This is a genomic window from Streptomyces sp. NPDC002057, assembly GCF_040296665.1.
Taxonomy (GTDB): domain Bacteria; phylum Actinomycetota; class Actinomycetes; order Streptomycetales; family Streptomycetaceae; genus Streptomyces.
This window is the reverse complement of the sequence record NZ_JBEOXR010000042.1, coordinates 21,765-39,702: the sequence shown is the minus strand read 5'-3', so window position 1 is coordinate 39,702 and position 17,938 is coordinate 21,765. Positions and strand designations below refer to the sequence as shown.

Below are 17,938 nucleotides of genomic sequence, written 5' to 3'. Positions count from 1 at the left end.
CATCCTCGTTCCCGCACTCGTGAGGCGGCGGGAGGGGAGTACGGAAGGAGCCTCCCATGACCCGTACATTGCGGGGCGCGATAGCCCTGGCCGGAGCCACCGCCCTCTGTCTGGGCGCGGTGGCGACCAGCGGGGCCGTCCAGCCGGGCGCGGCGTCTGCGGCGCGGCAAGACGTGAAGATCGGCCTGTTGCTGCCGGAGAGCAAGACCACGCGGTACGAGAAGTTCGACCGGCCGTACATCGAGGCCAAGATCAAGGAACTGGCACCGAACGCCCAGATCGACTACTACAACGCCGCCGAGAGCGCGACCACCCAGCAACAGCAGGTGAACACGGCGCTGGCCAAGGGCGACCAGGTGCTCATCCTGGACGCGGTGGACGCGAAGTCGATCCAGTCGTCCGTGCAGAAGGCCCGTGACGCGGGCGTGAAGGTCGTGGCCTACGACCGCCTCGCGCAGGGTCCGGTCGACGCGTACGTCTCGTACGACAACCGCAAGGTGGGCGAACTCCAGGGCCGGGCGCTCCTCGACGCGCTCGGCGACAAGGCCGCGAGCGGCCAGATCGTGATGCACAACGGGTCGCCGACCGACCCGAACGCGGCGGAGTTCAAGGCCGGGGCGCACTCGGTCCTGGACGGCAAGGTGAAGATCGGCAAGGAGTACGACACGCCGAACTGGGACCCGAACAACGCCAACCAGCAGATGTCCGGCGCGATCAGCGCCCTGGGCAAGGACAACATCGTCGGCGTGTACTCGGCCAACGACGGACTGGCCGCCGGCATCGCCACCGCCCTGAAGGCGGCGGGCATCAACGTGCCGCTGACCGGCCAGGACGCCCAGCTCGACGCGATCCAGCGCATCCTGCTCGGCACCCAGACGATCACTGTCATGAAGCCGTACAAGCCGGAGGCGGACATCGCGGCGACGATGGCGGTCAACCTCGCGGAGGGCAAGCCGCTGCCGGCCGACCTGACGCCCACCACCGTCACCAGCGGCAGCGGCCAGAAGGTCCCGGCCAACCTGCTCACGCCGGTCGTGGTCGACAAGACCAACATCGGGGACACCGTCGTCAAGGACGGCCTGTACACGGTCCAGGAGATCTGTACCCCGACGTATGCCGCGGCCTGCAAGGAGGCCGGACTCCAGTAGCGGCACGGCGGTTCCGTCCCGGGCGCTTCGGCCCGGGGCGTCCCGCCCGGGACGGCGGTCGCCCCGGCGGGGCTCGGACCCGCGCGAGCGGGCGAGCGGAGGAGGCGGTTCCTTTGCCTGAGGCACCCGTGCTCACACTCCGGGGCATCTCCAAACGGTTCGGCGCGGTCCAGGCGCTGAAGGACTTCGATCTGGACGTACACGCGGGTGAGGTGGTCGCGCTGGTCGGCGACAACGGCGCCGGCAAGTCCACCGCCGTCAAGTCGATCGCCGGGGTGAACCCGCCCGACGAGGGCGTCATCACCTGGGAGGGCAGGCCGGTCTCCATCGGCCGGCCGCACGACGCCCAGAACCTCGGCATCGCCACCGTCTACCAGGACCTGGCGCTCTGCGACAACCTCGACGTGGTCGCCAACCTGTTCCTGGGGCGGGAGTTGCGCCGCTTCGGCGTTCTCGACGAGGTCCGCATGGACCAGCGGGCGCGCGAACTCCTTCAGACCCTCTCCATCCGCATCCCGAGCGTCCGCATCCCCGTCGCCTCCCTCTCCGGCGGTCAGCGCCAGACGGTGGCCATCGCCCGCTCGCTGATCGGCTCGCCGAAGGTGGTCATCCTCGACGAGCCGACCGCCGCGCTGGGTGTGGAGCAGACCGCGGAGGTCCTCGACCTGGTCGAGCGGCTCCGTGAGCAGGGCCTCGGCACCATCCTGATCAGCCACAACATGGTGGACGTGATGGCGGTCGCCGACCGGATCGCGGTGATGCGCCTCGGCCGGAACAACGGCTTCTTCGACAAGCGCTCCACGACCACCGAGGAGATCATCTCCGCCATCACGGGGGCCACCGACAGCGCCGTCACGCGCCGTCAGGCCCGCAAGCTGGAGGACGACCGATGAGACGCGACCGGGGCCGAAGCCCCTCCGGCGCCGACGACGCCAGTCAGGAACCGGCGTCCGGCGCCATGCCCGCCGTCGACACCCGGCTCCTCGTCCGCGAGGAGGGCGTCAAAGGGTACCTCGACGAGTTCCGGCGCAAGCTGCGCAGCGGAGAGCTCGGGTCGCTGCCGGTCGTACTCGCCGTGATCATCATCTGGACGGTGTTCGGCAGCCTCAACAGCACGTTCCTCTCGGCCCAGAACCTGTCCGACCTCAGCCAGCAGATCGTCGGCACCGGCATGATCGCGGTCGGCATCGTCTTCGTGCTGCTGCTCGGCGAGATCGACCTCTCCGTGGGTTCGGTGAGCGGTCTGTGCGCCGCGATCTTCGCGGTGCTGAACGTCCTGAACGGCATGAACGAGTGGCTGGCGCTCCTGATCGCCATCGGGGGCGGCGCGGCGGTCGGACTCATCCAGGGCTTCTTCTTCGCGAAGGTCGGGGTACCGGCGTTCGTGGTCACCCTCGCGGGCAACCTGGCCTGGAACGGGCTGATGCTCCAGGTGCTCGGCAGCAGCGGCACGGTCAACATCCCCAGCGAGTCGATCGTCTCCCGGCTCTACTCGACGATCTACCACAGCCCGGCCGCCGCCTACATCGCGGCGGCCGTCGGCGTCGGGCTGTTCCTGGCGGCCTCGCTCCTGGACGCCCAACGGCGCCGGGCGGCCCGGGTGCCGTCCCGGCCGGTCGCCGAGATCGTGCTGCGTACGGTCGTCATCGCGGCGATCGCCTTCGCCACCGCGTACATCCTCAACCGGTACCAGGGCCTGCCCCTGGCGCTCCTCGTCTTCCTGATCGTGCTGGTGCTCCTGGACTTCGTGCTCCGGCGCACCACGTACGGCCGCCGGATCTTCGCGGTGGGCGGCAACATCGAGGGCGCGCGCAGGGCGGGCATCAGCGTGCCGTTCGTGCGGATGTCGGTCTTCTCGATCGCCGGGACCATGGCGGCGGTCGGCGGGCTCTTCCTCGCCGGCCAGATCCAGTCCGCGAGCCAGACCTCCGGCGGCGGCAACCTCCTGATGAACGTCATCGCCGCCGCCGTCATCGGCGGCACGAGCCTCTTCGGCGGCCGCGGCACGGTGTGGTCCGCCCTGCTCGGCGCCCTGGTGATCGGTTCCATCCAGTCGGGCATGAACATCATGGGCGTCAGCAACGCCGTCCAGTTCATGATCACGGGTTCGGTCCTCCTGGCCGCCGTGGTCGTCGACTCGCTGTCCAGGAGGAGCCAGAAGGCCGCCGGCAGGGCGTGATTCAGGACCCGCCGGTGCCGGTGCCGGTGCCGGTGCCGGTGGGCGCGTCCGAGTCCGCGGTGCCGGGACCGATACGGAGTTCGAAGTCGCCGTCGTACTGCTCGTGGCCCGCGATCACGGCGAGTTCCATGACCTCCACGCCGACCTCGCCGCGGACGATCAGCGGATCCTCGCGGAGGTCCCGCATCAGGGCCACGCACATCCCGATCATCACCAGGACGAACGGCGCCGCGACCAGGATCGTGAGGTTCTGCAGACCCGCGAGGGCGTCGCCCTGGCCGTCGCCGATGAGGAGCATGATCGCGGCGACCGCGCCGGTCACCACGCCCCAGAAGACCACCACGGGGCGGGTGGGCTCGAAGGAGCCGCGCTGCGAGAGGGTGCCCATGACGATCGAGGCGGCGTCCGCGCCCGACACGAAGAAGATCCCGACGAGGATCATCACGAGCAGGCTCATGGCACCGGCGATCGGGAACTCCTGGAGCACTCCGAAGAGCTGCCCCTCCGGGGTGCTCTCCGCCGCCAGCTCGCCCTGCTCGCTGAGCTTCATCGCCGTACCGCCGAAGACGGCGAACCACACGAGGCTGACGGTGCTGGGCACCAGGATGACGCCGCCGACGAACTGGCGGATGGTGCGGCCACGGCTGATCCGGGCGATGAACATGCCGACGAAGGGCGTCCACGAGATCCACCAGGCCCAGTAGAAGACGGTCCAACTGCCGAGCCAGTCGTGGATGTTCGAGCCGCTGGTCGCCTCGGTGCGGCCCGCCAGCTGCGGCAGGTCGCCGATGTAGGCGGCGATCGAGGTGGGCAGCAGGTCGAGCACGATGATGGTGGGTCCGGCGACGAACACGAACAGGGCGAGCACGGCGGCCAGCACCATGTTGATGTTGGAGAGCCACTGGATGCCCTTCTCCACCCCGGACACGGCGGAGAAGACGAAGGCCACGGTCAGGACGGCGATGATGGTGACGAGCAGCCCGGTGCCCGCCTTCTCCATCCAGCCCAGCTCCTCGAAGCCGCTGCCGATCTGGAGCGCGCCGAGCCCGAGCGAGGCGGCGGAGCCGAACAGCGTGGCGAAGATGGCCAGGATGTCGATGAACCGGCCGGGTCCGCCGTACGCCCGCTTCTCCCCCATCAGCGGGACGAAGACCGCGCTGATGGTCTGCCGGCGCCGGCGCCGGAACGTGGAGTACGCGATGGCGAGCCCCACCACGGCGTAGATCGCCCACGGATGGAGCGTCCAGTGGAAGAGCGTGGTGGCCATGGCGATCTGCATCCGCTCGGCCGAGTCGACGGGATGGGTGCCGGGCGGCGGGGTCCCGTAGTGGGCGAGCGGCTCGCTCACGCCGTAGAACATCAGGCCGATGCCCATACCGGCGCTGAACATCATGGCGATCCAGGACACCGTCCGGAACTCCGGGCCCTCGCTCTCCTGGCCGAGGGTGATCCGCCCGTACCGGCTGATCGCCAGCCAGAGCGCGAACACGACGAAGCCGGACGCGGCCAGCATGAACGCCCAGCCGCCGTTGCGGATCAGCCCGTCCAGGAGGCTGCTCGACACGCTCTCCAGGCTGCCCGTGGCCGTGGCGCCCCAGACGACGAAGGCCACGGTGAGGACGGCGGTGACACCGAACACGATCCGGTCGGTACGGGCGCGATGGTGGTGGTCCGCGCGGCCGGGCAGGTCCGCCGTCACCGGCAGTCCCTCCCTGCCGCTCCGTTCGGCGCCCGCTCCGCGGTCGTCGGGCCCCTGATCTTCCTCTGACACAGATGACACCTTTCACCGGCAATGCGGTATTTCAACACAAACATGACGATGTCTCTGTAAGGCAGTACCACAGCCGGGAGCGAACACCGGGGACCAACAGACCTCCACGGCTTGACCGGTGGCCCGCAACGGCCCGACGTATCCTCGCCCCGGGCGGCCCTAGCGCGGGGCGGACGTGGACGGAAGAGGTCGGAACAGGTGGCGGACAGACACAGGAACGGCTCGGCGAACGGCGACGAGGCCGCGCTCCCCGCCCCGGTCCCGCTCGGCACGCGCGCGCGGGAGGCCGTCCTCCAGCGGATCGTCGACCGGCGGTACGCGCAGGGCGCCCGCCTCGTCGAGCGCGAGGTCGCCGAGGAGCTCGGCATGTCCCGCGTACCGGTCCGCGAGGCGCTGCGCGCCCTGGTCACGGAGGGGCTCCTGGAACTGCTCCCGCACAGCGGGGTACGCGTGCGCCGCCTGGAACGGTCGGACGTGGAGCACCTGTACGAGGTGTGGGAGCCGCTGGCGGTCCAGGCGTCCCGGCTCGCGGCGCGGGCACGCGCGGCGGGCGACACCCGGGGGCTCGGCGCGCTCGAAGCCACCCTCCACCAGGCCGAGTCGGCGGCCGCGGCGGACGAGGGGACCCGCGAGGTGGCCGCCCACACGGCGTTCCACGAGTCCGTCGTGGCCATGTCGGGCAACCCGCTGCTCGCCCGCACCATGGAGCAGCTGAGCTGGCAGCTGCGCCTGGTCTTCGGCCTGCGCGAGGAGCCCGCGCACATGCGGGCCCAGCACGCCGAGATGTACCGGCACATCGCCGCGGGGGACGCGGAGGCGGCGGCGGCGAGCACGCTGCTGCACGTGCGGGACAGCAGGACGGTCGCCCTGCGCTCCCTCTTCGGCGACGCCTGAGGGCCTTCGGCCTCCCGGGAAACGCCCTGGGTCATTCGTATACCAAAAAGGGGTGACGACGCACCCCTCGACGCTCGACGACGTCACGGAACGGTCCTTTCCGGATCTCCCGACCACCTCCCTTGTCGCTCGCCTCCAGCTTGGTATACAAAACGGGGAAGCCCTCGGCCCCTTCCCCCAAGGAGCACCCATGTGCGTCGAAGCCATCCCGCCGCCCCCCGGCAGGCTGACCCGCCGCGGCGTCCTCGCCGGTGCGGCCGCCCTGGCCGGCACCGTGGCGGCCGCCGGACCGGCGGCCGCCTCCGCCGGGCCGGCCCCCGCCGGAGGCCGGCACGGCGGCTCCGGTTCCCCCGCCCGGCAGGGCTACCTGGTGATCCGGGGCGGCACCCTCCTGGACCCGGCCACCGGCGAGGTCACCGAGGACGCCGTCGTCGTCATCGAGGACGGGACCGTCCGCGCGGCCGGCCGACGCGACCGGGTCGCCGTGCCGCGGGGGGTCGAGGTGCTCGACGCCCACGGCCGGTGGGTCCTGCCCGGCCTGGTCGACGCGCACATCCACCTCAGCACCGCCGCGGAGGCCCGCGACGCCGTCCGCAAGGGCGCGACGAGCGCGCGCAGCGGATCGACCGCGTTCTACCAGGACATCGCCGTCCGCGAACTCGCCCGGCACTCCCCCGCCCTCGCGCCCCGCCTGAAGGCCGCCGGGGTCTTCGTCACCCCGGACCTCGGCGACACCGTGCTCGCCGACCCCGACCTCACCCCCCTCGCCCGCCTCAAGGACGGCGTCCGCTCGGCGGAGGCCCTGCGGCGCGTGGTGGAGGTGAACCTCGACCGGGGCGCGGACGTGATCAAGACCCGGGTCAACGAACGCGCCGGGCTCCCCGAACAGGACCCGCTCGCCCAGGTCTACTCACGGGAGCAGCTCGCCGAGATCGTCACGGCGGCCCGTCGCCGCGGCAAGGGCGTCCTGTGCCACAGCTACAGCGAGCGGGGCTGCCACGACGCCGTGACGGCGGGCATCCGGTCCCTGGAGCACGGCGCGTTCGTCGGCGAGCACACCCTGCGCGAGATGCGGCGCAGGGGCACGTTCTTCACGCCGACCCTCACCGCCATCGCCGGCCTGGCGGAGTCCTCGGACCCGGTCCTCGCCGAACGCGGACGCGCGTACCTCCCGGTGCTGAAGCGGGCGGTGCTCGCCGCCCACGAGCTCGGCGTCCCGCTCGCCGCCGGCACCGACTCGTCCGGCGGTGCGGTGGACCCGATCGGCGGCGAGGTCGCGCTGATGCGCGCCGCCGGTCTTCCGGCCCTCGACGCGATCCGCACCGCGACGACCGGCGCCGCCCGCCTCCTGGGCCTCGAACGCTCGGTGGGCCGCCTGGCCCGCGGCTACGCGGGCGACGCGATCCTCCTGAGCGGCGACCCGCTCGCCGACGCCGGCGTACTGAAGCAGCCGGTGGAAGTGGTCCGGGCGGGCGTCCTGACCTGACCCGGGACCGCGTACCGGGCCCATCACCCCACCCCCTCGAAGGAGTCCTCATGCCGTCCCCCTCGTCCTCGTCCGCGACATCGCTCCCGTCTCCGTCCTCCCCCGGCGCGCTCTCCCGCCGCACGATGCTGGCCGGCGCCGCCGCCCTGGCCGGTGCCACGGCCACCGCCGCCACCACCGCCACGTCCGCGCAGGCGGCCACCACGTCCGTGTCCGCCGAGGCGGCGCCGTCCGGGGCCGCGGGGCACCGGGCGCGGACGGTGGTCTTCCGTGACGTCCGTCCGTTCGGGAGCGCCAGGGCCAGGGATCTCGTGGTCGTCGACGGGCGCGTCTCGGACCGCCCGGCGCCCCGCGGCGCGAAGGTCGTCGACGGCGGCGGCCGGATCGCCCTGCCCTCCCTCGTGGACGCGCACATCCACCCCGACAAGACGACCTGGGGCGGCTCCTGGGTGTCACGGCGCCCCGCGAGCGGCATCGCCGACTACGTCGCCCAGGACGTGGAGCTGTTCCGCAGCCAGCGCCGCCCGGTCGAGGAGCGGGCGTACGGGCTGATGTCGCACGCCGTCTCCCGGGGCACCCGGGCCATGCGGGCCCACGCCGACGTGGCCCCGGCCTACGGCCTGGCCGGGGTGGAGGGCGTGGCGGAGGCGCGCGAACGGCTGCGTCACGCCCTGGACGTCCAGATCGTCGCCTTCCCGCAGCACGGTGTGATCCGTACGCCGGGCACGGTGGCGCTGCTGGAGAAGGCGGCCCGCCAGGGCCTCGTCGACATGATCGGCGGCATCGACCCGATCGGGTTCGACGACGCCCTCGACGCGCAGCTCGACGCCGTCTTCGGCATCGCGGACCGCCATGGCGTCGGCGTGGACATCCATCTGCACGATCGCGGCGAGAAGGGCATGAAGGCGATGCGCGGCATCGTCGACCGCACCCGCGCCCTCTCCCTCGCCGGGAAGGTCACGGTCAGCCACGTCTTCTGCCTGCCCGGCCTGACGGACCGTGAACTCGGTTCGATCGCGCAGGACCTGGGCGATCAGGACATCGCCCTGACGACGGTGGCGCCGTCCGACTCGCTCGTCCTGCCGATCGCCCGCCTGCGCGAGTACGGCGTGCGGGTCGGACTCGGTTCCGACGGCGTGCGCGACTCGTGGAGCCCGTTCGGCAACGCCGACATGATGCACCGCGCGCACATCCTCGGCTGGGTGACGGACGTGCGCCTCGACGAGGAGCTGACGGACTGTCACGACGTCGCGGCACACGGGGGCGCGGACGTGATGGGCCTGGCCCACGCCGACTTCACGGCCGGCGCCCCGGCCGACTTCGTGCTCGTCAAGGGGGAATGCCTGCCGCAGGTCGTCGTGGACATGCCTCGCCGCGACATGGTGGTGCACGGCGGCGTCGTGGTGGCGCGCGACGGCGAGTTCCTCGACTGAGCACGGCCGGGCCGGGAACTCCGGCGCCGACCGCGGCCGGTCGGGCACCCCGCTCGGGTGCCCGGCCGGCCGCCTCGCGGCTCCGGGCGCCGGCCGACTACAGGTACGGCCGCGTGATCAGCTCGAAGGCGTGACCTGCGGGGTCCTTGAAGTAGACCCCGCGACCGCCGTGATCCGTGTTGGTCTCGCCGGGGCGCCGCATCTGCGGGTCGGCCCAGTGCTCGATCCCCTGCGCGCGGAGCCGCCCGTAGGCGCGGTCGAAGAGCTCGTCGTCGACGAGGAACGCGTAGTGCTGCATCTGGATGTCGACCGGGGGCGCGGCGAACTGGATCAACACGCCGTCGGAGAGCTGGACGTTGACGAAGGGGCCCCAGGAGGGCGCCTCGGGCAGTTCGAGCAGGTCGCGGAAGAACCGCGCGGACTCGTGACTGTCCTTGGCCGCGATGATGGTGTGGTTGAACGTGACTGCCATGTGGATGACCTCGCTGTTGATTCGACACGGAAAGGACTTGCGGCGCTTGCGCGCTGGGGGGTCCTCGTGCCGAACCGGGAGGGTGCTTTCGACGCACCCGCCGAGCGGTCAGTCGTCCACCGGATGGCCCGTCTGTGTATGGCGTCGAATCGCCGGTCCGGTGTTCACGTCGAGGAACGCTACTTGATCAAGACTGTGGCGACAAGCGTGTTCTCCGGCCGATCGGCGCCCGGTTCCGCGCGCTGACGGTGGTGAGCCTGCCCGGACGCGACTGGGTTCGGCGGCGCGGTGGGGGTGCGCGGCGGTTCCGCTCCACCGGTATTCCCGCTCGCACGGCCGCCGGCGCCGCTAGGCTCCACTCCGCGCCATGAACATGATCGGCACGGGGGAGAACGACATGCGACACCGGCTGCGGACCGCCGTCGTCACGACCGCGATGGTCACGGCTGCCCTGAGCGGCTGTACGGACGGGGCCGGCAGGCCGGTCGCCGCGCCACCGCCCTCCGCCTCCGCGTCGCCGTCCGTGGCGGAGCCCCCGTCGCCGTCGGCGTCGCGGCCGGCCACCCGGGCGGAGGTCGCGGGCCGCACGCGTGCGGCCCTCTCGGAGGCGGTGGAGCTCAAGCCCGATGCGCCCGGTCCGGCGGGGCTGATGCTGATCGACGCATGGCCGAACGGCGAGGCGGCCTACGTCTGGGAGACCGCCGACCATCGGCTCTGTTCCGCGTCGGTGGCCGGGGACCTGGTCTTCCGGCGGACGTGCGTGACCCGCCCGAACGATCCGCCCGTGGCGAAGCACCCGAGGATCAGCGGGCTCTTCACCTCGTTCGCGAACGGCTGGGGCCGTGTCTTCGCCGCCGACCACCAGGAGGTCACGTCCGCGTCCTGCGGCGGCGAGCCCGTCGAGGTCCTGCGGATCGGCACCACCGCGAAGGGCGCGCGCACGCTGTACGCCGTGTGGTTCCCGGACCACACGAAGGGCGAGATCCTGCTGACGCTCCGGCGCAACACCACGACCTCCCGCGCTCCGTTCCGACTCGGCGACGCCGGTGATCGCTCGTGCGCGGCGACTCCCGCCCGCTGAGGACCTCACCGCCGCCGGCCTGCGGCCTCCCCTCCTAGCGGTGCGGGATCTCGCGCTCGGGCAGGAGGCCCTGGTCCAGGGCCACGACCACCGCCCGGGTGCGGTCGCTGACGTCCAACTTGGCGAAGACACGCAGGAGATGGGTCTTGACCGTCGCCTCGGAGATCACCAGGCGCCTGCCGATCTCGGCGTTGGACAGGCCGTCGGCCACCGCCCCCAGCCCGTCCCGCTCGCGCGGGGTCAGGACGACCGGCGCGGGGCGGCGCATCCGGGCGACCAGGCGTTCGGCGACGCGCGGGGCGAGGACGGTCTCCCCGCGGGCGGCGCCGCGCACGGCCTCGGCGAGCTGGACGGCGGTGGTGTCCTTCAGCAGGTAGCCGATGGCACCGGCCTCCACCGCCCGCTCGATCTCGACGTCCGTGTCGTACGTGGTGAGGATGAGCACCCGGGTCGGGGCGGGACCCGCGGTGATCGCGGCGGTGGCCGCGACCCCGTCCATGACCGGCATCCGCAGGTCGACCAGCGCGACGTCGGGGCTCAGCCGCTCGACCAGGTCGCGGCCCGTGCTCCCGTCGTCGGCCTCGCCGACGACGACGATGTCCGGAACGGGCGCCAGGAGCGAGATCACCCCCGCGCGCATCACGGTGTGATCGTCGACGACCACGACCCGGATCGGGGCCCCCGGGGCCCCCGGTCCGTGCGATGCATGCAATTCGTGATGCTTGTGCGGGTCGTGCGGGTCGTGCGGGTCGTGCGGGTCGTGCGGGTCGTGCGGGTCGTGCGGGTCGTGCGGGTCGCGGGAATCGTGGGCTGAGGGCATGTCAGGCCGTTCCGTTCGTGTGGAGGGTCGCGAGGACGCGGGTGCCGTCCCCGACCGAGCTCGTCACCGTCAGCTCGCCGTCGAGCTCGGCCAGCCGCTTGCGCATGCCGTCGAGTCCGAAGCCCCGCGACTCCTCGACCACGAAGCCCCGTCCGTCGTCGGTGATCTCCAGCTCGATGGCGTGCGGATGCCGGGTGAGGACCACGCCGACCGTGCTCGCGTCGGCGTGCTTGCGCACGTTGGCCAGGGACTCCTGGGTGCAGCGCAGCAGCGCGATCCGGGTCTGCTGGTCGCAGTCGACGTCCTCGGGGAGCTCCGCCTCCACCGTGATCCCGGTGTCCTGCGCGAACCGCTCCAGGGTGCGGCGCAGGGTCGGCACCACCGAGCCGGGGGTCAGACCGCTCTGCGGGGCCGAGCCCACGAGGACCCGGGCCTCGGCGAAGTTCTCGCGGGCGGTCCGCTCGATGGAACGCAACTGCCGGGCGGTGCGCTCCGGATCTCCGTCGAGGCCGGTCCGGGCCGCCTCGGCCAGCACGATGATGGAGGCGAATCCCTGGGCAAGGGTGTCGTGGATCTCGCGGGCCATGCGCTCCCTCTCGTCGGCCGCGCCCCGGCGGCGGTGGGCTTCCGCCAACTGCTCCTGGATGAGTGACAGTTCGGCGGCCAGCGCGGTGGAGCGGGCCTCGCCGTCCGCGACCAGACGGTGGAGCAGGATTCCCGCCACGACCGACACCGCGTATCCGGTGAGGGCCGCGACCGCGTTGCCCGGCGAGTCCCGCAGGAGGCTCCCCACCACGGTGGCCGCGGTCGCGCAGCCACTGGACAGGACCGCGGCCCGGCGCCCGCGGGTCTGGAACCAGAACTGCGGGAGAGCGACGACGAGCAGGGCCGCACCGCCGCCCGGGAGAGCCGCCATCACGCCGAGACCGGCGGCCAGGGCCGCCAGGTAGCCGGGGGTGTGGTTCCGGGCGCGGTGGGTGGCCGTGTGGGCGAGAGCCAGCCCCACGAGGGCGACGGAGGCCCATTTCGCGGGCCCCGAGTCGTTGCCGACGGCGACGACGGAGGGGATCAGGCCCAGCAGCAGCCAGGCGGCGGTGTACCAGCGGCGCAGGGCGGTGAGCGCCGGGGGCTCGGTGGTCCGTTCGGGCGTCCGCCCGGCTGCCGCGCCGCCCGTACCCCCGGCGGCCTCCTCGACCACCGCGTCTCCCCTACCCCCGGCCGCCTCCTCGACCACCGTGTCTCCCGTCCCCCCGGCCGCGCGCTCCGCCGGCTCGTCCGTCCTCGTCCCGACGGTCCGGCCGGGTGCCCTCTCGGACGCCTCGTCGGCCGCTCCGTCGGTGCTCCGCACGCTCATCCGGTCGGTCATCCGATCAGCCTACGGACACCGGCTGACGTTCCGTCCGCTCGGGCCTCCCGGTGGGGCGCGTTCCGCGCGCGGGCCACCAGTTCGCCTCGCCGAGCAGCAGCATCAGGGAGGGCAGGACCAGGATCCGGATCACGAAGGCGTCCAGCAGCACCGCGACCGCCAGGCTGAACCCGATCTGCTTCATCTCGATCAGGTGCAGCGCCGCGAAGCTCGCGAAGACCGTCACCATCACCACGGCCGCGCTGGTGACCACCCCCGCGGAGGAGGCCAGACCTTGCAGGACCGCCTGCCGGGTGGGCACGCCGCCGAGGCGCGCTTCGCGGATCCGGCTGATCACGAACACCTGATAGTCCATGGAGAGACCGAAGAGGATCACGAAGAGGAACAGCGGGACACGGGAGCCGATCGAGCCCGTGGAGGTGAAGTCGAGGATCCCCTCGGCCCATTCGTTCTGGAAGACCAGGACCAGCAGGCCCAGTGAGGCGAACGCGGAGAGCAGGTTGAGGAGTACGCCGACGAGCCCGAGGACCACCGACCGGAACGCCCACACGGTCATCGCGAAGGTGACCAGCAGGAGCGCCCCCACGATGAGCGGCAGCTTGCGCTTCTGGTGGGCGGGGTAGTCGGCGTAGCGGGCGACCTCGCCGGTGACGGCCACCTCCGTACCGGTCAGTGCGCCGACGGTCGCGGGGACGAGTTCGCCGCGGAGCCGGTCGAGCGAGGTGCGGGCCTCGGCGCTGTTCACGGACCGGTGGACCGCCATCTCCAGGAGCGTGGTGCGGCCGTCGGCCGAAGCGCGCAGCACGGGCGTGCCGCTGATCGCCGGGTCCTCGGCGGCGGCGCGCTCGGCGAGTGCGCGCAGGGCTCCGGTGACCTCCCCGGCTCGCCGGGCGTCCGCGCGTACGACGACCTGGTGCATGGACCTCAGCTCGGGATAGGCGGCGAGGAGACGGTCGTACGTCCGCATGGCGGGGATGGCGCGGGAGTGCGTCTCGCGGCTCATCTCCGTGATGTTGATGCTCAGGACGGGCAGGGCGAGCGCGAGGAGGGCGAGGCAGGACACGGCGAGCGTCACGGCGGGGTGCTTGGCGACCGGACGGAGGATCGCGGCCGTGATCCGGCCTCCCCCCGCACGCGGGGCGGCCGGCGGGGTCGCGCCCTCGTCCCCCGTGCCCGGGCCGCCCTCCGTACCAAGGGCGCGGGAGACACCGCCCCGAGCGGACCGGTCGGCGGCGCGGTCCGCCTCCGACCGGGCGTCCCTACGGGCTTCCTTGCGGGCCTTGCGGCGTTCGGCGCGCTCGCCCAGCAGGGCGAGGAGCGCGGGCAGGACGGTCAGCGAGCTCAGGACGGCGACCAGGGTGACGAGGACCGCTCCGGTGGCGATGGAGGAGAAGATGACGTCGTCCGCGAGGTAGAGGGTGGCGCTGGAGACGGCCACGGCCAGCCCGGAGACGACCACGGCCCGGCCCGAGGTCGCCGCGGCGAGTTCCACGACGGCCTGTGTGGCCAGGCGCCCGTCGGCGGCCCGAGCCCGCTCCTCGCGTTCCCGCTTGAGGTAGAAGAGGGTGTAGTCGACGCCGACGGCCAGGCCGATGAGCAGGATGACGTTGGTGCCGACGCCGGCGTCGGGGAAGACGTGCGAGGCGACCATCGACAGGCCCACCGCGGCCACGATCGAGGAGATCGCGAGCAGCAGCGGCACGACGGCCATGACCACCGACCCGAAGACGATCAGCAGGGTGATCAGGGTGACGGGCAGCGCGATGATCTCGGTACGGGCGAGGTCCTGGCCGCGGAGCTTGTCGACCCCCTTGCCGATGGAGGGGCCGCCGACCTGCTCGACGAGCAGCCGGGGGTGCGCCGCACCGACGTCGGCGGTCTGCGCGAGCAACGCGTCCACGTGCCGCTTCCCGTCGAGCTCGGCGCCCTTCATCGTGATGTCGACCCGCAGGGAGGCGCGTCCGGCGTCGGCGACCGGGTCGGCCACGGAGAGCACCTCCGGCAGCCCCCGCATCCGGGCGCCGATCTCTGCTGCGGCGGCCTCGGCCTCGGTCCGGTCGAAGGGGCCGGTGCCGGGCGCGGCCTGGATGAGGACCCGCTCAAGGGGCTTCTGCTGGAGACCGCCTTCGGCGGCGAGGGCCTCGGCACGGCCGGCCTCGCCGATGCGGAAGTCCTCGGTGGTCGCCGGGTTGGCGCCGAGCGCCATGCCCGTACCGAGGCAGAGGGCCACGAAGAGGATCCAGCCGATCAGCGCGCGCCACGGGTGCCGGGCGCTGAGGCGGGCCATCCGTACGGTGGGGTTCGTCATGCGTCCCAGACTCGCCGCCGGGGCCGTCTCGCCGACAGGCTCGGCCGGTTGAACCTGTTGTCCACCGACCGGTGGACAACAGGCCGTCCTCCTCAGGCGCGACGACGCCCGCCGGGCGGCCCGAGTCACCGAACACGGCGCAGGACGCATCTCGGCGGAAGCCTCGGAGGGAGTCCCGGAGAGAGCCTCCGAGGGAGCGCTCCCATCCACTCCTCGATTCCCTTGCGCACAACCTTGCCACGCCTTCGGCGGCACCTTATCGTCCCGGAGCAGAAAGCGCTTTCCATCCGTCTGTGGGCGCCCTAGCACAGGGCTGCCCACGGGCGGTCCCTTCTCGACCGAACGGCGTTCCACCAGCACCGCACCGCACTGCGTACGCACTCGGGAACAACCCCCAGCGTTCGACGACACAAGGACGGCGAGCATGAGACGACCCCTCGCACTTCGACTTCACGCGGCTGCGGGCGCGTTGGCCCTCGCGGCCGCGACCGGCGTGGTCCTTTCGATGCCCCAGGCATCGGCCGCGACCGGTGGCGCCACCGGTTACGCGACCCAGAACGGCGGCACCACCGGCGGCGCCGGCGGTCAGACCGTGCGGGCCACCACGGGAACCGCGATCCACGCGGCCCTGTGCGCACGGGCCGACAGCAGCACCCCGATCACCATCGAGGTCGAGGGAACCGTCAACCACGCCAACACCGCGAAGGTGTCGGGCACCAGCTGCAACACCGCCGCCGGCGTGATCGAGCTCAAGCAGATCAGCAACGTCACCATCGTCGGGGTCGGCTCCGGCGCGGTCTTCGACCAACTCGGCATCCACATCCGTGAGTCCAGCAACATCATCATCCAGAACGTGACCGTCAGGAACGTCAAGAAGTCCGGCTCGCCCACGTCCAACGGCGGCGACGCCATCGGCATGGAGAGCGACGTCCGCAACGTCTGGGTCGACCACGTCACCCTGGAGGCGTCGGGAGGCGAGTCGGAGGGCTACGACGGCCTCTTCGACATGAAGGACAACACCCAGTACGTGACCCTGTCCTACAGCATCCTGCGCAACTCCGGCCGCGGCGGCCTCGTCGGGTCCAGCGAGACGGAGCTCTCGAACGGCTTCATCACGTACCACCACAACCTGTACGAGAACATCGACTCACGCGCCCCCCTGCTGCGCGGCGGTGTCGCCCACATGTACAACAACCACTATCTGCGGATCAACGAGTCCGGCATCAACTCCCGCGCCGGGGCCCGCGCCAAGGTGGACAACAACTACTTCGAGGACTCCAAGGACGTCCTGGGCACCTTCTACACGGACGCCGCCGGATACTGGCAGGTCAGCGGCAATGTCTTCGACAACGTGACCTGGTCCGCGCGCGGCACCGACAACAACCCGGCCGGTCCCGACCCGCAGTCCAACACCACCGTCGCCGTCCCCTACGCCCACACCCTCGACGCCGCCTCCTGCGTGCCGGACGTCGTCGGCCGGACGGCGGGCGCCGGTAAGGGACTCGCCGTGTCGAACGGCGGTTGCTCGCCCCAGACGCCCACGCCCACGGCGACGACCCCGACGCCGCGGCCGACCACCCCGACACCGGGGCCCACCACGCCGACCACCGGACCGACCCAGCCCGGCGGGACCAACCTCAGCATCGGGGCCGGCGCCGACGGTTCGAGCAAGGCGGACGGTACGAGCTACGGCAACGTACGGGACGGCGACCTGAGCACCTTCTGGTCACCGGCCGGTTCGACCGGCTCCGTGTCGGTCAAGTGGGGCTCCGCGACCACCGTCTCCGCCGTCACCATCCGTGAGGCGGCTGGCTCGGCCGGGGCCATCGGGTCCTGGCGGGTCCTCAACGGCGACACCGGCGCCGTCCTCGGCTCCGGCAGCGGAGCGGGCGTCATCGCCGTCCCCCGGACCGCGCTGAAGAAGATCACCTTCGAGATCGTCAGCTCGACGGGGACCCCGCGCGTGGCCGAGTTCGAGACCTACGCCGGATAACCCGCTCGGGTCGTCGGTCCGGTTCCGGCCCTCCGGCCTCACGGCCCCGGAACCGGACCGACGACATTCCTCGCACGCGGCGCGTCCCGTGAGCGCCCGCGCCCTGCCCGAGACGCTCCCATGGCGGAGGCGGGGCGTCAGCGGATTTCAGGGGCGCGCGGTCACCGTGCGGGGGCGAGGTGCGCGAGTCCGTGCACGAGGAGGGTGAGACCGAAGTCGAACTCCTCCTCGATCGCGACGGAGGTCAGCGACCGGGCGGCCTGGAGGAGAGCCGGGTGGGCGGCCGGGTCGAGCCCCCGGTAGAAGGCGGCGAGTTCGGCGCGGTCGTCGGGCACGGCGGGGCCGTGCTGCTGGGCGGTGAAGCCGATCACGTAGTGCGTGACGGCGGTGAAGGCACGGGCGGCCAGGTCGACGGGGAGGCCGTGCGCGAGGAGCGCCGCCAGGACCCGTTCGCGTCGGGCGAGACCGTGGGGGCCGACCGGTACGTACGCCATCAGGAGCGGCAGGGTGTGCGGATGGCGGCGCAGGGTGTCGTGGAACCGGCGGGACGTGACGGTGAGGGTCTCGCGCCAGTCGGCGGCCTCGGCGAGCCCGTCCAGGTCGACCTCCCCCAGGACCCGGTCCACGACGTACGCCAGGATCTCGTCCTTGCCGTCGAAGTGGCGGTAGAGGGTGGCCGTCCCGGAGTTCAGGGCCTCGGCGAGCATGCGCAGCGAGAACGCCTGGACGCCGTGCTCGTCGACCAGACCCAGGGCGGTGCCGACGATGTGCGCGGTGTCCAGTGAGGGGCGGCCGCGCCGGGGCGCGCCGGCGGCGGTCGGGGTCGGGCGTGCGGCCCACCAGGCCGGGCTGCCGGGGGGTGGTGGGGTGGCGGCCATGGGTGGGCCCTCTCTCACTGTGCCGGGTCGCCGCCCTGCGCGCGGCTGCTCCCGACGGCCTTCGGTGGTGCGGTGGACACCGTACCCCTCGGGCGTGCGCCGTCCTTGG

The 17,938-nt window shown here is 72.3% G+C and carries 14 protein-coding genes; 8 read left to right on the top strand and 6 right to left on the bottom strand.

Translation table 11 applies throughout. From position 1 onward, the window contains the following. The first annotated feature begins 56 nt into the window (after positions 1-56). From ABT129_RS27215 to ABT129_RS27205, 3 genes are all read left to right on the top strand, one after another. Positions 57-1,148, top strand: coding sequence for a sugar ABC transporter substrate-binding protein (locus ABT129_RS27215; RefSeq protein WP_351906847.1), 1,092 nt, complete (start codon positions 57-59; stop codon positions 1,146-1,148). Positions 1,149-1,261: 113 nt separating this feature from the next. Continuing rightward, entirely contained in the window at positions 1,262-2,041 is a 780-nt protein-coding gene (locus tag ABT129_RS27210; RefSeq protein ID WP_351906845.1) for an ATP-binding cassette domain-containing protein, read from the top strand. After that, entirely contained in the window at positions 2,038-3,327 is a 1,290-nt protein-coding gene (locus tag ABT129_RS27205; RefSeq protein WP_351906843.1) for a sugar ABC transporter permease, read from the top strand. Before ABT129_RS27210 ends, ABT129_RS27205 begins: the two co-directional genes overlap by 4 nt. A 1-nt stretch (position 3,328) precedes the next feature. Here ABT129_RS27205 and ABT129_RS27200 read toward each other — a convergent pair whose 3' ends face one another. After that, entirely contained in the window at positions 3,329-5,032 is a 1,704-nt protein-coding gene (locus ABT129_RS27200) for a BCCT family transporter (RefSeq protein WP_351906917.1), read from the bottom strand. A gap of 264 nt (positions 5,033-5,296) precedes the next feature. Here ABT129_RS27200 and ABT129_RS27195 point away from each other — a divergent pair, with 264 nt between their 5' ends. From ABT129_RS27195 to ABT129_RS27185, 3 genes are all read left to right on the top strand, one after another. Beyond that, complete coding sequence (locus ABT129_RS27195) at positions 5,297-5,992, top strand: GntR family transcriptional regulator (protein WP_351906841.1); 696 nt, start codon at positions 5,297-5,299, stop codon at positions 5,990-5,992. Positions 5,993-6,182: 190 nt separating this feature from the next. Beyond that, a complete protein-coding gene (locus ABT129_RS27190; protein ID WP_351906839.1) occupies positions 6,183-7,478 on the top strand; it encodes an amidohydrolase family protein in 1,296 nt (431 codons plus the stop codon). 50 nt (positions 7,479-7,528) lie between these two features. Further along, complete coding sequence (locus tag ABT129_RS27185; RefSeq protein WP_351906837.1) at positions 7,529-8,911, top strand: amidohydrolase; 1,383 nt, start codon at positions 7,529-7,531, stop codon at positions 8,909-8,911. A gap of 97 nt (positions 8,912-9,008) precedes the next feature. On the opposite strand, the gene ABT129_RS27180 is transcribed toward ABT129_RS27185, so the two are convergent. Further along, positions 9,009-9,383, bottom strand: coding sequence for a VOC family protein (locus tag ABT129_RS27180; RefSeq protein ID WP_351906835.1), 375 nt, complete (start codon positions 9,381-9,383; stop codon positions 9,009-9,011). Positions 9,384-9,750: 367 nt separating this feature from the next. On the opposite strand from ABT129_RS27180, the gene ABT129_RS27175 reads away from it, so the two are divergent. Continuing rightward, positions 9,751-10,464, top strand: a complete 714-nt coding sequence (locus ABT129_RS27175) for a hypothetical protein (RefSeq protein ID WP_351906833.1) — start codon at positions 9,751-9,753, stop codon at positions 10,462-10,464. Positions 10,465-10,498: 34 nt separating this feature from the next. On the opposite strand, the gene ABT129_RS27170 is transcribed toward ABT129_RS27175, so the two are convergent. From ABT129_RS27170 to ABT129_RS27160, 3 genes are all read right to left on the bottom strand, one after another. Then, a complete protein-coding gene (locus tag ABT129_RS27170; protein WP_351906915.1) occupies positions 10,499-11,104 on the bottom strand; it encodes a response regulator in 606 nt (201 codons plus the stop codon). Positions 11,105-11,285: 181 nt separating this feature from the next. After that, entirely contained in the window at positions 11,286-12,650 is a 1,365-nt protein-coding gene (locus ABT129_RS27165; RefSeq protein WP_351906831.1) for a sensor histidine kinase, read from the bottom strand. A 4-nt stretch (positions 12,651-12,654) separates the two neighbouring features. After that, complete coding sequence (locus ABT129_RS27160) at positions 12,655-14,958, bottom strand: MMPL family transporter (protein ID WP_351906829.1); 2,304 nt, start codon at positions 14,956-14,958, stop codon at positions 12,655-12,657. A gap of 424 nt (positions 14,959-15,382) precedes the next feature. On the opposite strand from ABT129_RS27160, the gene ABT129_RS27155 reads away from it, so the two are divergent. Continuing rightward, positions 15,383-16,951, top strand: a complete 1,569-nt coding sequence (locus ABT129_RS27155; RefSeq protein ID WP_351906827.1) for a pectate lyase family protein — start codon at positions 15,383-15,385, stop codon at positions 16,949-16,951. A gap of 161 nt (positions 16,952-17,112) precedes the next feature. Here the strand turns inward: ABT129_RS27155 and ABT129_RS27150 are convergent, their stop codons facing one another. Further along, positions 17,113-17,829 (bottom strand): TetR/AcrR family transcriptional regulator, encoded by a 717-nt coding sequence (locus ABT129_RS27150; RefSeq protein ID WP_351906825.1) that lies wholly within the window; start codon positions 17,827-17,829, stop codon positions 17,113-17,115. Between the last annotated feature and the right edge of the window lie 109 nt (positions 17,830-17,938).